Origin of the sequence: Rhodovulum sp. P5 (assembly GCF_002079305.1) — a bacterium.
Classification (GTDB): domain Bacteria; phylum Pseudomonadota; class Alphaproteobacteria; order Rhodobacterales; family Rhodobacteraceae; genus Rhodovulum.
The window spans coordinates 588,597-606,175 of record NZ_CP015039.1 but is presented as its reverse complement, the minus strand read 5'-3'; the positions used below and the strand labels follow the sequence as shown (position 1 = coordinate 606,175).

Genomic DNA, 17,579 nt, shown 5'->3' with positions numbered 1-17,579 from the left:
TTCAAGCATTAACAGCCATGCGAACGCAGAAGGAGAATGCGATGTCGCAGAACCACGGAAAGGTCTGGTGGACCGAATTGAGGACGCGGGACGTTCAGGGGGCGCTGAAATACTACAGGGCTGTTTGCGGCTGGCATTTCGAGCAGGTGCCGATGGGGCCGGCCGGCTATTATGTCGGCAAGCGCGGGGATCAGGCCGTGCTCGGCGTGATGGACATGAGCAACCTGCAGGAGGCCGAGGGGCGACCCCCGCACTGGTTTTCCTACTTTGCCGTCAAGGACGTGGACAAGGCGGTTGAGCAAACGCGTGAACGCGCCGGGCAGGTGATCAAGGAGCCATTCGAGATCCCGTTTGTCGGCCGCGTTGCCATCGTGACCGATCCTACGGGCGCCGCTTTCGGGCTGATCAAACCCGCCTGAGGCACGGGGTTTACATCGCCGGTCTTCCCTTTACGCTGGGGTAACCGATCAAAGCACCCGCGCGCTGGTGGCGCGGCCTTTGGAAATTCACCCCCGACATATGAAAGAGAGACCGATGACCCAGGTCAAGGCGGGCGACAAGGTTCGCATCCACTACACCGGCACCCTGTCGGACGGCACCGTTTTCGACAGTTCCGAAGGGCGTGATCCGCTGGAATTCACCGTGGGTTCGGGGCAGATCATCCCCGGCCTTGATTCCGCGCTGCCGGGGATGAGCGCGGGGGACAAGAAGACCGTGGAAATCGCCTGCGCCGATGCCTACGGCGAGGCCCGGCCCGAGGCGCGGCAGGCGATCCCGCGTGCGCAGGTGCCCGCCGACATGCCGCTGGAAGTCGGCGCATCGCTGCAGGTGCAGACCGAACAGGGGCAGGTGATCCCGGTGACCGTGGCCGAGTTGACCGAGACGGAGGTCGTGCTGGACGCCAACCACCCGCTGGCGGGCAAGGACCTGACGTTCCGGATCGAACTGGTCTCGATCGATTAACCACGGTTGTGGCACGTTCCGCGCCCTTGTGGTCAACTGGATCGAACAGGAAGGGAACGTGCCATGACGCCCAATGTCGAAAGCCTGCTCGCCCGGATACGGGAGTTGCAGCAAAGCCTGCAGGACGAGCTTGACGAAAAGCGGGCGGAGTTCCGCTATCGGATCGAGCAGGGCCGGGTGCGCTTTGAGGCAGAAGTCTTGGCGCGCCACAACGCCCTGCGGGTCAGCCTGCTGACATTTCTGCGCAATCCCCGGCCGTTGTTCATCCTGACAGCGCCGTTCATTTATGTCCTGATCGTGCCGCTTGTGCTGCTGGACCTGACGGTGATGCTGTATCAGGCCGTGTGTTTTCCCGTTTACGGGATCGAAAAAGTGCGCCGTGCCGATCACATCGTGATCGACCGCCACCAACTGGCCTATCTGAACGGATTGCAGAAGCTGAACTGCATCTATTGCGGCTATGCCAACGGGTTGATCGCCTTCGTGAGGGAGATCGCCGCGCGGACCGAACAATTCTGGTGCCCGATCAAGCATGCCCGACGCGTGGCGGAGCCTCATGCCTCTTATGGCCGTTTCGTGGATTTCGGAGATGCCGAAGGATTCCAGGCCCGGCAAGCGGAGTTGAGGGCGGCCCTGAAGGCTGGACAAGACAGCTAGTGCAGGGTAATCAGCGGGCCGCGCCGGTCCCTGCACGGTCCTGCCTCGCCCAGTCTTTGCTGGACATGGGGGGCACAATCCCCTATGCCTGCCCTCTTTACCGTGCCATGCTGGCGCGGCCTCCCACGGATGCTCTCCCCATGATATCGACTCTTTCCGACGCCCTCGCCGAACGCGGGTTCGACACGCTGACCGAGGTTCAGAAGGCCGTCACGGCCCCGGACCTTTCGGAGGCCGACCTGCTGGTGTCGGCCCAGACCGGGTCGGGCAAGACGGTGGGTTTCGGTTTGGCCATCGCCCCAACGCTTCTGGGGTCGGAGGAGCGGCTGGCCGCCCCCGCAGCCCCCCTTGCGCTGGTCGTCGCGCCGACGCGGGAACTGGCGCTTCAGGTGCAGCGGGAACTGATGTGGTTGTATTCCAAGGCGGGGGCGCGGGTGGTGTCCTGCATCGGGGGCATGGATGCGCGGGACGAGCGCCGGGCGCTGGACCGCGGCGCGCATATCGTCGTGGGAACGCCGGGGCGTCTGCGTGACCATATCACCCGTGGATCGCTCGATCTTGGCGATATCCGGGCCGTGGTGCTGGACGAGGCCGACGAGATGCTGGACCTCGGCTTTCGCGAGGATCTGGAATTCATGCTGGGGGAGGCCCCGTCGGACCGGCGGACGCTTCTGTTCTCGGCCACGGTGCCGCCGGCGATCGCGGATCTGGCCAAGCAGTATCAGCGCGACGCGGTTCGGGTCACCACGCTGTCGCGGGGTGAGCAGCACACCGATATTGCCTATCAGGCGATTCAGGTGGCACCGGCCGATGCCGAACATGCCATCATCAACCTGTTGCGCTATCATGATGCGCCGACCTCCATCGTCTTTGCCAATACCCGCGCCGCGGTCGCCCGTCTGGCCGCGCGCCTTGCCAACCGGGGCCTGTCGGTCGTCAGCCTGTCGGGGGAGTTGAGCCAGGATGAGCGCAGCCATGCGCTTCAGGCGCTGCGGGACGGGCGCGCGCGGGTCTGCGTGGCCACCGATGTGGCGGCGCGGGGCATCGACCTGCCCAATCTCGATCTGGTGATCCACGCCGATCTGCCGACGAATACCGAGGCGCTCTTGCACCGGTCCGGTCGCACCGGGCGGGCAGGTCGCAAGGGGATCTCTGCCCTGATCGTGCCCGACAAGGTGTCGAAAAAGGCCGCACGCCTGCTGAAATGGGCCAAGATCGGGGCCGAATGGACCTTTGCCCCGAGCCCCGAGGAAATCCTTGCGCTGGATGAAAGCCGCCTTCTGTCCGATCCGATATGGGCGGCGGAGCTGTCTCAGACCGAAGCGGCCTTTGCCGCGAAGCTGATGGCCGATTACGGGCCGGAGCAGATCGCAGCCGCTTGCCTGCGGCTTTACCGTGCCAACCTGTCCGCGCCCGAGGAACTGAATGCACCCACGGCAAGGGCGGCGCGCCCCGAACGCGCGCCTTTCGGCCCGTCGGCCTGGGTGGAACTGTCCATCGGGCAGGATCGCCGGGCAGAGGCGCGTTGGCTCTTGCCGCTCTTGTGCCGTGCCGGGGATCTCGACAAGGCGCAGATCGGCAAGATCCGCGTGATGCCCGAGACGACACTTGTCGAAATCGCCGAGCCTGCGCTGCCTGGCTTCCTAGACCGTCTGGGGCCGGAGGGGATTCTGGAAGACGATGTGAGCGCCCGCAAGCTGGATGCTGTCCCCGAAGGATCAAGTCAGCCGCAAGAGCGCCCGGCGCGGCCGCGCCCTGCATCACGGGATGGCGCGGCACCGCAAAGGCCCGCCAAACCCCATGGCAAACCGTCCGCGGGTCGTGGGCGGCCAGTTCCTGAAAGGGACGCGGGGCCACGGGCTGCACAGGTTCCGACACCGACGCCGCGCGCCGAAGAGGCTGCGCCTACACCTGCCCCCCGGTCCGACGCGGAGGTTGCGCGACACCCGGTCAAGGACAAGCCGCGCAAGGCGCGCCATTCGACCCTGAAGAAGGGGTGGGCCAAACCTAAGGACAAACCCCGCGCCAGCGACCGCGCGGACCGGACGGCTGAGGGGGTTGCCAAGAAACCGCGTGGCGATGGACCGGCCCCGAAAAAGCGCAACCCCGCGGCCGATACCGGCAAGCGGCTTTCCAGAAAACGCGCGCCGATGCCGGCCGGTGGCAACACTCCGCCAAGACGCAAGGTGTGAGGCGCGCCGTCAGGGTTTCGGCGACGAAATTCCGGCGCGATAGCGTCACCGGAACCCTAGGGGCGAAGGTCGTGAAAATGGCACTCGCCCCGGGTCGTCAGGCGTTCCAGCGCACCGTGCCAAGCTCGCCCATGTCATAACCGGGCGTCTCCTTTGCATGGGTCCGGAAGCTCTCGGATCGGCAGAAGGAAAGAAGGCGTTGCAGCGGCGGCTCGAACCACGCGCGGCGGTCGACCAAAAGGTCGAAGCGTTCCTCGATGATGGGCACGAAATGCAGGCCGAAGATTCGGGCGACCGATTCCAGCCCGAAGGCGACCTCGGCCTTGCCTTGGGCCACGGCCATCACCGCATCGTCCTCGGTCGGGGCGCTTTCGACAAGGGACAGGTCCCCTTGGCACAGCCCGTCCGCGGCCAGCAGTTTTTCAAAGGCTGTCTGGGTGCCGGACTCGGGTTGGCGCGGGACAACCGTCCGGCCGGCCAGATCGGCCATGGAGCGGATCGCGCCGACGTCCGTGGGGCGGATCACCAGCCCCCGGTTGCGCCGCGCCCATGCGATAAGGACCGCGTTCTGACCCGAACAGGCGGCTGTTACCTGCGGCAGGTTCCAGCCCCCGGTTTCCGCATCATGGATGTGCAACCCACCGGCCACACCTTCGCCTGCGGCAAACCGGGCAAGCCCGTCCAGACTGCCGTCGAAGCGCGTGGCAAGCCCGCAGCGTGACTGTCGGATGGCCCAGTCCAGCAACGGATCATGGCTGCCCAGAAAGATTTCCGGGGGCCTGTCGTCGGCGGGGGCCGGGCCGCCGCTGCTGCCGCCTGCGATCCAGGCGCGGATGTCGCGTTCGGGGAACAGAAGTTTGCCGGTCACGCGTGACACCGGGATCTGGCCCGAGGCGGCCAGTTCGTAGACCTTCCGTTCCTTGATCCGCAACAGATCGGCCAGTTCCCGGACCGTCAGGAATTCGGGTGGTGATGTTTTGTCCTGCACCTCCGGCATGGTCGTCGGTGTTTCCCTCTTCTCGATGGGCTTTCGCGGTGTCGCATCGGTCGACCCAAGGACGGATCGGCCCCAGTGCCCCGACCTTACGCCAAGATGACCCCAAGCGGCCGCTGAAAGCCCTGTCCTCCCTGACGCCGAAGCGTATCCGGCGCCGGACGCCGCTGTCGAGGGGAAGATCGGGATCTCGACCGTTCTGCAAGATATGCAAAGTTCTGCGAGATTTTGCAGAACGGCCCGGCCCAGACCTCTGGCCTTTTCCTCTGGATCGGGACGCTACGTCTATGACTGGCGCGGTTGAAATCGCTTGCCGCAATGCAATTCGCTTTCTACGCTCAACGTGTCCGAAAAATCTGCATCTGGGAGGAAATCTTGCAGGATTTCGGAGAGGCCCTGGGAATGGCCGTGTCTCTTGTCGCATCGGGTGACGGCGATCTGATCGAGATCGTCGGCCTGTCCTTGCGCGTCAGCCTGACGGCGACGGCGCTGTCCTGCCTGTTGGGACTGCCGGTTGGGGCGTTTCTGGCGGTTACGCGCTTTCCGGGACGGCAGGCGGCGCTTGTGGCCGTGAATGCGTTGATGGGCCTGCCGCCGGTGGTGGTGGGGCTTCTGGTCTATCTGCACCTGTCACGCGCCGGGCCGCTGGGCTTTCTGGGGCTGCTATATACGCCGACCGCGATGATCATTGCCCAGACCATCTTGATCGCCCCTATCGTTGCGGCCCTGTCGCGTCAGGTTCTGGAGGATCTGCACGAGGAATATGCCGAGCAGTTCCGGTCTTTCTGCCTGTCGCGCGGGCAGGTGGTGCGGGCGCTCTTGTGGGATGCGCGCTATTCCCTGCTGACGGTCGGATTGGCCGGTTTCGGGCGCGCCATTGCCGAGGTCGGCGCGGTGATCATCGTGGGTGGCAATATCGACCATCTGACCCGTGTGATGACGACGGCGATTGCGCTGGAAACCTCCAAGGGGGATCTGGCGCTGGCCCTGGCCCTGGGCATTGTCCTGATGGCAATTGCCCTGGCGGTGAACGCGGTGGTTCAGGGCGTGCGGCTGACCGCGATACGGCAAGCCTGTGCGTGAAACGGTGCATCCCCCGGGGCCGGTCGTACCGGCGGGTCGGCCGATCCTGCCGCCGCTAATGCCGCTTGAGGTGACAGGGCTGGGCCTGACCCTTGGTGGGAGCGAGCTTATTTCCGGCCTCGACCTGCGGCTCAGGCCGACGGGTCTGACCGTGGTGATGGGCCCCAACGGCGCGGGCAAGAGCCTGCTTTTGCGCCTGTTGCACGGCTTGATCGCACCGAGTCGCGGAACGGTCCGCTGGGGCGGGTTGCCGATGTCGCCCGCGGTTATGCGGCGGCAGGCGTTGGTGTTCCAGAAGCCGGTCCTTCTACGCCGCTCGGTGGCCGCGAATGTCGACTTCGTGTTGCGCGCGCGCGGCGTGGATCGGCGGCGGCGCGACGCGTTGCTGGCGCGGGTCGGTCTGGCGGACAAGGCCGGGCAGGCGGCGCGCCATCTGTCGGGGGGAGAGCAGCAAAGGCTTTGCCTTGCCCGGGCATTGGCCACGGAGCCGGAGGTTCTGCTGCTGGACGAACCGACGGCCAGCCTCGACCCGTCCTCCTGCCACGCGATCGAGTCGATCATCCGTGATGCGGCCTGCAATGGCGTGCGCGTCATCCTTGTCAGCCACGACGTGGGGCAGGCGCGCCGGCTGGCCGATGACGTGGTGTTCCTGCATCGCGGCCGGGTGACAGAACACCGGCCTGCGCGGGAATTCTTTGAAAATCCAAAGACAGAGGTTGCCCGCGCCCATCTGGCTGGGCGCCTTGTTCTGTAAATCTGGAGGGAGGGGCGAAAATGCTGACCAGAAGACTGTTCATCGCGGCAATGACCGCGGCTGGCCTGTTGGGCCTGCCGGCCGAGGCCGCAGAGGATGCAATCATCGTGCAGTCGACAACCTCGACGGCGAATTCGGGTCTTTACGACTACATCCTGCCGATCTTTCAGGACAAGACGGGGATCAAGGTGCATGTGGTTGCCGTGGGCACCGGGCAGGCGATCCGCAATGCCGCAAACTGCGACGGCGACGTGCTGCTGGTTCACGCCAAACCGGCAGAGGAGAAATTCGTGGCCGATGGCGGCGGGGTCGCGCGGACGGATCTGATGTACAACGACTTCGTGATCGTCGGGCCCGCGGCTGACCCGGCCGGTGTCGCAGGGATGACGGAGGTGCGGCAGGCACTGCGCAAGATCGCGGGGTCAGGCGCGCTTTTTGCCTCACGCGGGGACGACTCCGGCACCCACAAGAAGGAAATGGCGCTGTGGTCGGAAACCGGCATCGACCCCACGGCGGCATCGGGGACGTGGTATCGCGAAACCGGGTCGGGCATGGGGGCGACGCTGAACACCGGGATCGGGATGGGCGCCTATGTGATGACCGACCGGGCGACGTGGATCAGTTTCGGCAACAAGCAGGACTATGCGGTACTGGTTGAGGGGGACGAGGAACTTTTCAACCAGTATGGCGTGATCCTCGTGAACCCCGCGAAATGCCCAAGCGTGAATGCCGAAGAGGGGCAGGCCTTTATCGACTGGCTGCTGTCGGACGACGGGCAGACCAGTATTGCGGCCTACAAGGTGTCAGGGCAGCAGCTCTTCTTCCCGAACGCACCCGAATAGCGGTTTCCGCGGCCACGGAAGCGTGAACCTTCGTTCCTTGGGACATAATGTGAAACAGCAATGGCGACCCCGTGGGCCGCCATTGCCGATGGACCGGGCGTATCTTGAACTTGCGACGCGGATATCTTTGCGTCGGCCGAACCGGTTACAGGGCCGGGTCCGATCCCCGTCAGCGCCCGTAGAGCGCGGTGAAGCTGGCGCTGTCCAGCGCGCTTGTGTGCGCGAAGAAGCCGACAAAGGCCCCCGATGCGGTTTCACCGATCGGCAGCTTGTCCTGCGGCATGGCGTAGATCGTGAAGATGTAGCGATGGGGGGCGTCGCCCTCGGGCGGGCAGGGGCCGCCATAGGCGTTCTGCGAATAGTCGTTCCGGGCCTGCACCGCGCCATCGGGCAGGTCTGCCGTCTTGCCTGCGCCTTGCGGCAGGGACGTGGTGTCGGCGGACAGGTTGAACAGCGACCAGTGCCAGAAGCCCGAACCGGTGGGCGCGTCGGGGTCGTAGACGGTCAGGATATAGCTGCCCGTGCCCTCGGGGGCGCCGGACCATTCCAGCGCGGGCGAAAGGTTCGGCCCGGTGCAACCGAACCCGTCAAATACGAAATCCGCACCGATGGCGGAGTCGGGTGCGATATCGGGCGAGGTCAGGGTCATCTCGGCCGCCACGGGCGTTGCCGCCAGGGCAAGGGCCGCGGCCATGAGGGGGCGCAAGGCAAAACGGGTCATCGGGTTCTCCTTCTTCAGTACAAAAAATCAGGGGGCGGCGGCTGCACTGGGCGGCGCCCCAGCTTCAGGCACGCAGGCCAAGCGCCAGGCCAAGCAGCGTGATCGCGGCCACCAGCCCGAGGCTCACCGCGTCGAGCGGTTTGCCCTGCACGATCACGCCGCCAACAAGCCGGGTCCAGATGCCGAAGACCGCGAGGCCGACGCCCGCGGCCATCGGATCGATCCGAAAGGCATAGGCGGCCAGCAGGTTCCCGGTGCCCGACAGGGGAATGATCACCAGCAGCATCCGCTGCCACCATGTGGGGACTGCGCGGTAGAACGGGGCCAGCATCTCTTTCCCGATGAACCCGCCGATCAGCAGAACCGAGGTTTGAAACAGCGTCACGGCCATTGCGACGGCCGTGATCGCGATGAGGGTCTGAACCATTTCGTTGCCTCCGGAACGGGGACGTGGCGGCGACCGGCTCGACCCGGCCGGGGTGTGTCGCGTGCATTGCTGCCGCAAACCGTAAATCGGACACGGCGCCGGGCCCTCCGCGCTTGCTGGATCACGGCTTCCGGCAGTGGACAGGCGGGGGCACAGCGTTCGTGCCCCTTTCCCCGAACCATCGCCTGAAAACCGTCAGGACTGCTCTACCGCGACAATAGTGAAATCGGCGCGCCTGCTTCCATTCCCCAGCTGGGGTATTCAATCTGTCTGGGGCTGCTCGGGACCGGCAAATAATCGCCGGTTCGGGGGCCGCATCCGGCGGAAATCAGCCTGTAAAAGCGGCATTGATGAACGCATCGGGACAATCGCCGCAATCGACGGGCAGCCTGGGATGCGCGGCGTTGCGCGTGCCCGCCCAAGCGTCATAACCTCATGGCATTATTGGGATACATACAGGCGGATCCACCGATGGGAGCTTGTGCCCCCGTGGTCCGCACTATATTTATATATCTTTCCGATGGGTTTCCGAATGAACAAGCCGGGACAACTGCTTTACGACGGGGGCGCCCACGCGCGCACACCGCTTTCGGTGGAGAGCGATCTGATTTGCGAAATCTACGGCACCGCCCTGAACCCCGAGCGTTATGAACGCCTTGTCGACAGTTGGGAAAAGGCGCTTGCCGTCGCCTCGCCCCTTGCCGGCTCTCCCCTCGACCCGCAGGCGGCCTCGCGCCATGTGGGGCAGGCGGAGCGCATCTTCGACACCACCACGCCGTTTCCGGAAATCGACAAGCTTTTTGCGGTCTACGAACATTTGCCGGCGCTGCTGCTGTCAAAGGACGGTGTCGTCCTGCGGGCGAACCCGAAGGCCCAGAGCCTCTTGGCGCCTGACACGACCTGTCAGGCCCAGTCTCGTGCGGACCGGCCGCGTGATGCAGGGCAGGAACGGCGGACGGCCCAGGGCCTGCTGCGGGGGAAACTGCCCGGGTCGGTCGTGCGCCGGCTTCCCGTCGATATCGAGGGGTCGACCGCCTGCGAATTCGTCATTCTGTTTGATCGTGCCGCCATTTCCCGGGTGGCGGGGCAGATCGCCCGCGCCTTCGACCTGACCGCGGCAGAACAAGAGGTTCTGGGCCTGTCGTTGCAGGGTCTCAGCCGAAAGGAAATCGCGGTCCATCGCGATGTCTCGCCTGAAACCGTCAAGAAACAGACCAAGCGGATTTTCGACAAGACCGGCGCCCAATCGCAGCTTGAACTGACGCTGATCAGTGCCTCCATGTACCGCGACCCCCCGCTTGCCGATCCGTCGGTGGGCGGCGGCAAGGGGCGGGCCTGCGCCTTGCCGTTCTTCGATGACGAGGAACTCATATGTGACGGCAGCCGGACGGTGACCTATCGCGCCTTTGGTGCGCCGGGGGGCGAGACGCTGTTGTTCTTTCACGGAACCTACGGCTTTTGCCAGTGGCCCGCCCTGGCCGAGAAAGAGGCCGCGCGGCGCGGCTATCGCGTGATCGTGCCGATCCGGCCCGGTTACGGCAACACCTCGGGCCGGGAGGCCGGGGAAGACGTGCTGGACCGAATCTTCGAGGATATCCTGCTGATCCTCGACCGGGAGACTGCCGGGAAGGTGACGCTCGTATCGCTTGAGAACGACAGCTTCCTCGCCTTCTGCTTCGCCGAACGGTTCCCCGGGCGCGTGGCGGGCTTGGTCGCCTTTGCGGGTGTCCTGCCAATGACGCGCGAGGTGCAGTACAGCCGGATGGACAAGTGGCATCGTTTCGTCGTGGGCACGGCGCGTTACACACCGTCGCTGATCCCGCTGGTGGCCCGGGGCGGGTTTCACTTCGCTGCACGCATCGGGCGGGAGGAGTTCGTGCGACAGGTCTATGGCAGTTCACGCCCCGACGTGGCCGTGATGGCGGATGCCACGGCACGAGAGGCGATATTGACGGGCACCCGCGTCGCCGTATCGCCCCGCCATCTGGCTCATCGGGCCTATGCGCAGGAGATGTGTGAATTCGCCCGTGGCGACTGGAAACGCGCGGTTCAGGCCACGCGTGACACGATTCCGGTGCGCTTCATCAACGGCGCCACCGATCCGATCGCCCCGCCCGAAACGGTCGCCGAGTTCCGCGAGGACTACCCCTGGATCACGTTCGAGGTGCACGAGGACGCCGGGCAGTTCATCTTCTTCAGCCACTGGTCGCGGCTCTTCCCGGCCTTGGCGGATACCGTATTGCCCCAGAAGGCGGTGATGGGTGCGGGTCGGCACTCCGTTTGAACACGCGTTCAAGACGGGCGTGCAGGCGCCGGCCGATCGCCAGAAGGGGGCTGTCGCAGATCCGAAAAGGTGGCGGGCCGTGGAGGATTCGAACCCCCGACCAATCGCTTAGAAGGCGATTGCTCTATCCACTGAGCTAACGGCCCCTCGCAACGTGCTTGGTTGATCTGGGCCGCCATGTCAACGTTGTGGATGCCAAGCGGCCCGGCCTCCCGCTCACGGCGCCATCGGGCCGTTTCGGCCAGCGGCCCAGTGGCGGGCTTTCAGTGGGTCCACGCCCCCCTGCGGCTGGGCGCGAAATTCTCCGCATATCCCGTGGGGCGGACATTGTGCTTGCGCTTCTTGGGGTGCAGCACGGTGGCTTCGATCCCGTGGCGGCGGGCATAGTCTTCGGCGGCTTCGCGGGTGTCGAATTTCATGCGCACCTGGGCCTGGGTGTCGGTCGACCCCGTCCAGCCCATAAGCGGGTCGATGTCGCGGGCCGAGGCCGGCGCGAATTCCAGCACCCAATGTTCGGTCTTTGCCATGCCCGACTGCATCGCGGTCTTGGCCGGTTGATAGATACGCGCACGCATCGTTTTCCTGCACCTCCCCCATAGGAATTTGCATCAGTTATGGGCACGCCCGGCGACAAGTGCAAGAGGTCTGTATGCGGCGGGATACAGGATTGTGCATCATGACGCGACCGCCGCGCCGAAAGCCCCTTGAACCCGTCCGGCCCGGCGACAACTCTTGCACAGAAGAAGAGGAATCGCCGCCTTGCCCTATTCGACAGAACCCGCAGCGCTGAATGCCCCCGCCCCGCCCGTGGCTGAACGGGAAAAACTGGAAGGCGGCAAACGCTTTGTCATGCAGACCGCGTTCAAGCCATCGGGCGACCAGCCGACCGCCATTGCGGAACTGGCCGAGGGCGTGCGCGCGGGAGAGCGGGATCAGGTGCTGCTGGGCGCCACGGGAACCGGCAAGACCTTCACCATGGCCAAGGTGATCGAGGAAACCCAGCGCCCCGCCATCATCCTTGCCCCCAACAAGACGCTTGCCGCCCAGCTTTATGGCGAATTCAAGGGCTTCTTCCCCGACAACTCGGTCGAGTATTTCGTCAGCTATTACGACTACTACCAGCCCGAAGCCTATGTGCCGCGGTCGGACACCTATATCGAGAAGGAATCCCAGATCAACGAACAGATCGACCGGATGCGTCACGCGGCGACCCGGGCGCTTCTGGAACGGGATGACGTGATCATCGTGGCCTCGGTCTCCTGCATCTACGGTATCGGCTCGGTCGAAACCTATGGGGCGATGACCCAGGACCTGATGGTTGGGCAGGACTACGACCAGCGCAAGGTGATTGCAGATCTGGTCGCTCAGCAATACCGGCGCAACGATCAGGCGTTTCAGCGTGGCAGTTTCCGCGTTCGGGGCGATGTGCTGGAAATCTGGCCTGCCCACCTTGAAGACCGGGCCTGGCGTCTGTCGTTTTTCGGCGAGGATCTTGAGACGATCACCGAATTCGACCCCCTCACCGGGCAGAAGACCGACACGTTCGACCGGATCCGGGTTTACGCCAATTCCCACTATGTCACGCCCAAACCGACGCTTCAGCAGGCCGCCCAGCAAATCCGGAAAGATCTGCGCCAGCGGCTGGACCAACTGGTGCAGGAGGGGCGTCTGTTGGAGGCGCAGCGTCTGGAACAGCGCACCAATTTCGATCTTGAAATGCTGGACGCCACCGGCGTCTGCAACGGGATCGAGAACTATTCCCGGTATCTGACCGGCCGCGCGCCCGGCGAACCGCCGCCCACGCTGTTTGAGTTCATCCCCGACAACGCCATCGTCTTTGCCGACGAAAGCCATGTCAGCGTGCCGCAGATCGGCGGCATGTACAGGGGCGACTATCGGCGGAAATTCACGCTGGCCGAACACGGGTTCCGGTTGCCAAGCTGCATGGACAACCGCCCCCTGAAGTTCGAGGAATGGGACGCAATGCGCCCGCAATCGGTGTTTGTGTCCGCCACGCCCGGAAGTTGGGAACTGGAACAGACCGGCGGTATCTTTACCGAACAGGTGATCCGGCCCACGGGGCTGCTGGATCCGCAGGTGGAGATCCGCCCGGTCGAGATGCAGGTGGACGACCTGTTGGATGAGGTGCGCAAGGTCGCCGCCGCGGGCTATCGCACCCTTTGCACCGTTCTGACCAAACGCATGGCCGAGGACCTGACCGAGTACCTGCACGAACAGGGCATCCGCGTCCGCTACATGCATTCCGACATCGACACGATCGAACGCATCGAGATTTTGCGCGACCTGCGGCTCGGCGCCTTCGACGTGCTGGTGGGGATCAACCTGCTGCGCGAAGGTCTGGACATCCCCGAATGCGGGCTGGTCGCGATCCTTGATGCGGACAAGGAGGGGTTCCTGCGCTCCGAGACCTCTCTGATCCAGACCATCGGGCGGGCAGCGCGGAACGCCGACGGCCGCGTCATCATGTATGCCGACCGGATCACAGGGAGCATGGAGCGTGCCCTGCGCGAGACCGAGCGCCGCCGCGAAAAGCAGATCGCCTATAACCTTGAGCACGGTATCACGCCCGAGACGGTGCAGAAGAATGTCGATGATATCCTTGCCGGCCTCTATCAGGGCGACACCGACCAGTCGCGCGTGACGGCAAGGATCGACAAGCCGATGCACGGCGCGAACCTTGGGGCCCATCTGGACGGGCTGCGGGCCGAGATGCGCAAAGCGGCGGAGAATCTGGAGTTCGAGGAAGCCGCGCGGTTGCGCGACGAAATCAAGCGTCTCGAAGCGGTGGATCTGGCCGTGGCCGACGACCCCCTTGCCCGGCAATCGGCGGTGGACGACGCGGTCGAGGCCGCGGTCAGCGCCAAGGGACGGTCGACCGCGGGCAAGGCGGGGCAGAGGGGGGGCAAGAGCCGGAGGCGACGGGGATAGCCCGATTCAGACCGACGAAGACCCCTTCAGAAAGGCGCGTGTGATCCGCGTACCTGCGTGGTTCTGAAATCGCAGGCGGGGAAAGGATGAACGTCTTGCCCTCGACTTCGTCGACGGCCATTGGCTGTTCCCTCTGACGCTGACGCGTCACCGGTCGTGCGCCTTCGCGCCGGCAGGCGCAAATTGTTCCCTGCTTTCGATCCCCGAACCTCATCCAGACAAGATGCGCACGGGTACGGACACGGTTCCGCCGCTGCATTTATCCGCGCTCCAGCGACGCAACCCAAGGATGTATTTCCGAAACCCTTCGTTAGCAATTGCCCCAAATCCGCCGCGGAAACACCCAATGCTCGATCAATTCGCCAATCATTTTACGCAAAGGATGCGGGTCCTGTGGCAGGGCCGGGTAACAAGGGCTTTGGTGCGGTGGACCAGATCATTCAGTCGTTCAAGACCATGCATGGCGAAAGCGCCTGTCCCGCCGTCCTTCTGTCGCTGGCGGGTGACCTCATCGATCTCAACACCGCAGCACGAAGTGCCGGGATCGGCGCCGATATTGGCAGCACGCTGCACGATGTCGGGGGGCCGCTTTTCGGTGAACTCTCTGCCGCGCTGGAAAGCGTCGCTGGCCCGCAGGCCCACGCGCCGGTTGCCTTGCGCGGGGATGCCGGCCGGGACCTCTGCGGCGGTTTCCTGACACCGGTCGTTCAACAGGGAAAGACCGTCGCGGCGCTGGTTCAGTTCAATCGGGCGAGTGATGTGTCCGTCCCGCGGGAAAGACCGCGCGCCGGCGAATGGTTGGTCGATCTCGAAACCGGCGCGATTGAGCTTTCCGATAGCATTCAAGATGTGCTGGGGCATGCCTTGGACGGGGGGCGGCTGTCTTTCCACCGACTGCGTTCATCCATCCATCCAGCGGATCGCAAGGCGGCCCTATGCGGGCTTCGCCGGGTCATGCGCGGCGAAAGCCGGAGCTTCGAGGTGGCCTTTCGGCTGATCGGCACGGATGGAACAGAAATCTGGTTTCGCGCCACCGGCGAACGCCGGGTGCGCACGGCGCCGCATCACGCCGAACTTGTGTGCGGGACCCTGACGGCGCATGGGGTGCCGGTGTCCGCGGCCCCGGCTGGTCGAGTCACACCGACGCAGGCGGTCGAGACAGCCGAGATCTTGCGCGTGGCCGCGGAAAACGGCGGCGTCGTGCCCTGGCACCGTATTCCCGAGACGGGGGCATCGTGGTTCGGACAGAACCTCAATACCGTCCTCGGTCTGCCGGCCGAGACGCAACTTACGTCTGCCGAATTCCGGCGCCGCATCCATCCCGACGATGCACAAGCAGTCACCGACCGCCAAGCCGCAATCGAGGCGGGTGAGGCTGAGACGTTCGAGGCGGAATTCAGGGTGCTCCATGCGGATGGAAGCTGGCGCTGGCTGGCCTCCAAGGGCAAGAAGGTGGACCGCAGCGCGGCCTCCATGCCCTCCATGATCTGCGGCAGCCTAACCGACATCACGGCACGCAAGCACGATCAGGCCCGGCTTTCGGATGCGGTAGAGTCCGCGCGGCGCGCGCGCGACCGCCTGAACACGCTGGTCTTCAACGCCCCCAGTGCGCTGTTCGAATACCGTGTCGCCGCCGACGGGTCGGTCAGCCTGCCCTATTTCGGCGCCAAGCTGTGTGAGATCACGGGTGTCACACGGGACGAGATCGCGACCGATTCCACCGCTTTTGAACGCCATATCCACCCCGAGGACCTCGGTGCCTTGCGACAGACCCGCGATGCGGCGGGCAAGGACATGACTGCCGCGAACGTGCGTCACCGGATCGTGCATCCGGAAAAGGGCCTGCGCTGGGTGGTATCATCTTTCAAGCCGACGGCGTTCGCGGACGGAACGCGGGTCTTCTATTGCTCGATTATCGACATCACGAGCGAGATGGAGGCCGAAGGCCGCGCAGCGCAAGCGGCCGAGGAAGTGCAGAAGGCCCATGAACGCTTGCGCGCCGTGGCCGATATCGCGCCTGCTGGCCTTTACGAATACCGGATGGCGCCCGACGGCCAGATCGACTTTCCCTATACAAGCGCCCGGTTCGAGGATCTGATCGGGTTCGACCGGGCAGAGATCGAGGCGCTTGGCTCTGGCGTTTTCGGGCGTATCCATCCGGACGACGTGCCAGAGGTTCTGGCCCGCGCCGAGGAAAGCGCGAAATCCCTGACGCCCTGGAACATGCGGTTCCGGCTGACCCATCCGCAGCGGGGCATGGTCTGGCTGCATGGTGCCTCCATCCCGCGGCGTGACCCCGATGGCAGCGTCATCTGGACCGGGGCGATGAACGATGTCACGCAGGATGTTCAGCGCGAGGCCGAACTGCGCCGCGCCCATCGTCTGGCCGAGGAAATGCGGGCCGAGAACGAACGTCAGGCCCTGCATGACGGCCTGACCGGCCTGCCGAACCGCCGCTATTACGACCAGATGTTGGCCAAGCGGCTGGAGGGCGCCTTTGCCGACGGACCGAAAGGCTGTGCCCTGATCCGCATCGACCTTGATCATTTCAAATATGTCAACGACACGCTGGGCCACGAAGCGGGTGACGAGGTGCTGCTGCGGGTGGCGGGGGTCTTGCGCGACAACATTCGCGCGGGCGATTTCGCAGCCCGGATCGGGGGCGATGAATTCTCGATCATTCTCGGCCCATCCATGTCCCGCCGCAATGCGGGGGAAATCGTGGAACGAATTCAGGCCCAGTTGGCCGAACCCTTCCTGTATAATGGCCGGCCCTGCCGGTTCGGCGCAAGCTTTGGTATCGCCTATGCCGACGATATCACCGCATTCGGCGCCGAACTTCAGGTCTTTGCCGATGCTGCGCTTTACCGGGCGAAGGAGGGCGGGCGAAACCGGATGGAGTTCTTCACGGCCGATCTTCACCGTGAACTGCTGGAAGAGCGCCGTCTGGCCAAGGACCTGCACGAGGCTTTGGAACGCGACCAGTTCCTTCCGTATTTCCAGCCGCAGATCTCCGTCAGCACCGGCGAGGTCGTCGGTGTGGAAACGCTGCTGCGCTGGAACCACCCCAAACGGGGCCTGCTGACCCCGGACGCGTTTCTGCGCGTGGCCGAACAGCTTCGCTTGGTGCCCGAAATCGACCGCATGGTCATGCGAAAGGCCCGCGATGCGCTGGCGCGCTGGCGCGCGAACGGGCTGGTGATCCCGAAGATCAGCATGAACGTCTGTGCCGGGCGTGTTCAGGACCCCGATCTGGTGTCGCTGGCCTGCGAGATGAGCGGGGAGGGGACCAAGGTTGCCTTCGAACTGATGGAGTCGATCTTGGTCGAGGATGAAAGTACGGCCCTCGCACACGGCCTGCGCAAGATCCGCGAGGCCGGGATCGATATCGAGGTGGACGATTTCGGATCGGGACAGGCCTCGATCATCGGCCTGACCGAGATCGCGCCCTCTGCCCTGAAGATTGACCGGCGGATCGTGGCCCCGGTTGCCGATGACGAGGGCGCCCGTACCGTCGTACGCGCGATTGTCGAGATTGCCCAGACGCTGGGCATTCGTACCGTCGCCGAAGGGGTCGAGACGCAGGCGCATGCCGACATCCTGGCCGAGATCGGATGCGACGTGCTTCAGGGCTTCCATTTCTCGACACCGGAAAGCGAAGAGGACTTCCTGCGCCGTGCGCTTGCGCGGTGCCGGAACGTCGCCTGACCTCA

15 protein-coding genes and 1 tRNA gene are annotated in these 17,579 nt (G+C 64.7%); 10 read left to right on the top strand and 6 right to left on the bottom strand.

The features are described 5' to 3' along the window. Window positions 1-41 precede the first annotated feature (41 nt). The 4 genes from RGUI_RS02955 (at window position 42) to RGUI_RS02940 (ending at window position 3,812) form a co-directional block, all read left to right on the top strand. Complete coding sequence (locus RGUI_RS02955) at window positions 42-419, top strand: VOC family protein (RefSeq protein WP_172841068.1); 378 nt, start codon at window positions 42-44, stop codon at window positions 417-419. A 115-nt stretch (window positions 420-534) separates the two neighbouring features. Continuing rightward, entirely contained in the window at window positions 535-963 is a 429-nt protein-coding gene (locus tag RGUI_RS02950; protein ID WP_081531685.1) for a peptidylprolyl isomerase, read from the top strand. 63 nt (window positions 964-1,026) lie between these two features. After that, on the top strand, window positions 1,027-1,620 hold the full coding sequence (locus tag RGUI_RS02945; protein WP_081531684.1) for a hypothetical protein: 594 nt from the start codon (window positions 1,027-1,029) through the stop codon (window positions 1,618-1,620). Window positions 1,621-1,760: 140 nt separating this feature from the next. Further along, on the top strand, window positions 1,761-3,812 hold the full coding sequence (locus tag RGUI_RS02940; protein WP_081531683.1) for a DEAD/DEAH box helicase: 2,052 nt from the start codon (window positions 1,761-1,763) through the stop codon (window positions 3,810-3,812). A 97-nt stretch (window positions 3,813-3,909) separates the two neighbouring features. Here the strand turns inward: RGUI_RS02940 and RGUI_RS02935 are convergent, their stop codons facing one another. Beyond that, window positions 3,910-4,800, bottom strand: a complete 891-nt coding sequence (locus tag RGUI_RS02935) for a helix-turn-helix transcriptional regulator (protein WP_253798817.1) — start codon at window positions 4,798-4,800, stop codon at window positions 3,910-3,912. Window positions 4,801-5,181: 381 nt separating this feature from the next. On the opposite strand from RGUI_RS02935, the gene RGUI_RS02930 reads away from it, so the two are divergent. From RGUI_RS02930 to RGUI_RS02920, 3 genes are read left to right on the top strand one after another with little or no spacing between them, the layout of a single operon-like run. Further along, window positions 5,182-5,889 (top strand): ABC transporter permease, encoded by a 708-nt coding sequence (locus RGUI_RS02930; protein WP_081535942.1) that lies wholly within the window; start codon window positions 5,182-5,184, stop codon window positions 5,887-5,889. Window positions 5,890-5,947: 58 nt separating this feature from the next. Further along, window positions 5,948-6,643 (top strand): ATP-binding cassette domain-containing protein, encoded by a 696-nt coding sequence (locus tag RGUI_RS02925; protein WP_081531681.1) that lies wholly within the window; start codon window positions 5,948-5,950, stop codon window positions 6,641-6,643. Between the two features lie 20 nt (window positions 6,644-6,663). Then, window positions 6,664-7,485, top strand: coding sequence for a substrate-binding domain-containing protein (locus RGUI_RS02920; RefSeq protein WP_081531680.1), 822 nt, complete (start codon window positions 6,664-6,666; stop codon window positions 7,483-7,485). Window positions 7,486-7,654: 169 nt separating this feature from the next. On the opposite strand, the gene RGUI_RS02915 is transcribed toward RGUI_RS02920, so the two are convergent. Together RGUI_RS02915 and RGUI_RS02910 are read right to left on the bottom strand one after the other, a co-directional pair. Continuing rightward, window positions 7,655-8,206 (bottom strand): YbhB/YbcL family Raf kinase inhibitor-like protein, encoded by a 552-nt coding sequence (locus RGUI_RS02915; RefSeq protein WP_156882846.1) that lies wholly within the window; start codon window positions 8,204-8,206, stop codon window positions 7,655-7,657. Window positions 8,207-8,270: 64 nt separating this feature from the next. Further along, window positions 8,271-8,633: a hypothetical protein gene (locus tag RGUI_RS02910; protein ID WP_081531679.1), complete on the bottom strand. Its 363-nt coding sequence runs from the start codon at window positions 8,631-8,633 to the stop codon at window positions 8,271-8,273. A 532-nt stretch (window positions 8,634-9,165) separates the two neighbouring features. Here RGUI_RS02910 and RGUI_RS02905 point away from each other — a divergent pair. Then, complete coding sequence (locus tag RGUI_RS02905; protein WP_172841067.1) at window positions 9,166-10,917, top strand: alpha/beta fold hydrolase; 1,752 nt, start codon at window positions 9,166-9,168, stop codon at window positions 10,915-10,917. Window positions 10,918-10,987: 70 nt separating this feature from the next. Here RGUI_RS02905 and RGUI_RS02900 read toward each other — a convergent pair. Both RGUI_RS02900 and RGUI_RS02895 read right to left on the bottom strand, forming a co-directional pair. Then, window positions 10,988-11,063, bottom strand: a tRNA-Arg gene (locus tag RGUI_RS02900). 117 nt (window positions 11,064-11,180) lie between these two features. Next, on the bottom strand, window positions 11,181-11,492 hold the full coding sequence (locus RGUI_RS02895) for an ETC complex I subunit (protein WP_081531677.1): 312 nt from the start codon (window positions 11,490-11,492) through the stop codon (window positions 11,181-11,183). 184 nt (window positions 11,493-11,676) lie between these two features. Between RGUI_RS02895 and uvrB the strand changes: the two genes are divergently transcribed. After that, window positions 11,677-13,866 carry an excinuclease ABC subunit UvrB gene (gene uvrB / locus RGUI_RS02890; protein WP_081531676.1) on the top strand — a complete coding sequence of 730 codons (2,190 nt, stop codon included), beginning with the start codon at window positions 11,677-11,679 and terminating at the stop codon, window positions 13,864-13,866. A 366-nt stretch (window positions 13,867-14,232) separates the two neighbouring features. On the opposite strand, the gene RGUI_RS22010 is transcribed toward uvrB, so the two are convergent. Beyond that, the gene (locus RGUI_RS22010) at window positions 14,233-14,727 is read right to left on the bottom strand and encodes a hypothetical protein (RefSeq protein ID WP_253799273.1); all 495 of its coding nucleotides are present in this window, start codon (window positions 14,725-14,727) and stop codon (window positions 14,233-14,235) included. On the opposite strand from RGUI_RS22010, the gene RGUI_RS02885 reads away from it, so the two are divergent. Next, window positions 14,626-17,574 carry an EAL domain-containing protein gene (locus RGUI_RS02885; RefSeq protein WP_253799260.1) on the top strand — a complete coding sequence of 983 codons (2,949 nt, stop codon included), beginning with the start codon at window positions 14,626-14,628 and terminating at the stop codon, window positions 17,572-17,574. The genes RGUI_RS22010 and RGUI_RS02885 overlap by 102 nt on opposite strands. The last annotated feature ends 5 nt before the right edge of the window (window positions 17,575-17,579 follow it).

Bases quoted from the DNA above. Each gene is read 5' to 3' on its own strand.
- RGUI_RS02955 (WP_172841068.1), top strand. From the start codon at position 42: ATGTCGCAGAACCACGGAAAGGTCTGGTGGACCGAATTGAGGACGCGG.
- RGUI_RS02950 (WP_081531685.1), top strand. From the start codon at position 535: ATGACCCAGGTCAAGGCGGGCGACAAGGTTCGCATCCACTACACCGGC.
- RGUI_RS02945 (WP_081531684.1), top strand. From the start codon at position 1,027: ATGACGCCCAATGTCGAAAGCCTGCTCGCCCGGATACGGGAGTTGCAG.
- RGUI_RS02940 (WP_081531683.1), top strand. From the start codon at position 1,761: ATGATATCGACTCTTTCCGACGCCCTCGCCGAACGCGGGTTCGACACG.
- RGUI_RS02925 (WP_081531681.1), top strand. From the start codon at position 5,948: ATGCCGCTTGAGGTGACAGGGCTGGGCCTGACCCTTGGTGGGAGCGAG.
- RGUI_RS02920 (WP_081531680.1), top strand. From the start codon at position 6,664: ATGCTGACCAGAAGACTGTTCATCGCGGCAATGACCGCGGCTGGCCTG.
- RGUI_RS02915 (WP_156882846.1), bottom strand. From the start codon at position 8,206: ATGACCCGTTTTGCCTTGCGCCCCCTCATGGCCGCGGCCCTTGCCCTG.
- RGUI_RS02910 (WP_081531679.1), bottom strand. From the start codon at position 8,633: ATGGTTCAGACCCTCATCGCGATCACGGCCGTCGCAATGGCCGTGACG.
- RGUI_RS02905 (WP_172841067.1), top strand. From the start codon at position 9,166: ATGAACAAGCCGGGACAACTGCTTTACGACGGGGGCGCCCACGCGCGC.
- RGUI_RS02895 (WP_081531677.1), bottom strand. From the start codon at position 11,492: ATGCGTGCGCGTATCTATCAACCGGCCAAGACCGCGATGCAGTCGGGC.
- RGUI_RS22010 (WP_253799273.1), bottom strand. From the start codon at position 14,727: ATGCCCCAGCACATCTTGAATGCTATCGGAAAGCTCAATCGCGCCGGT.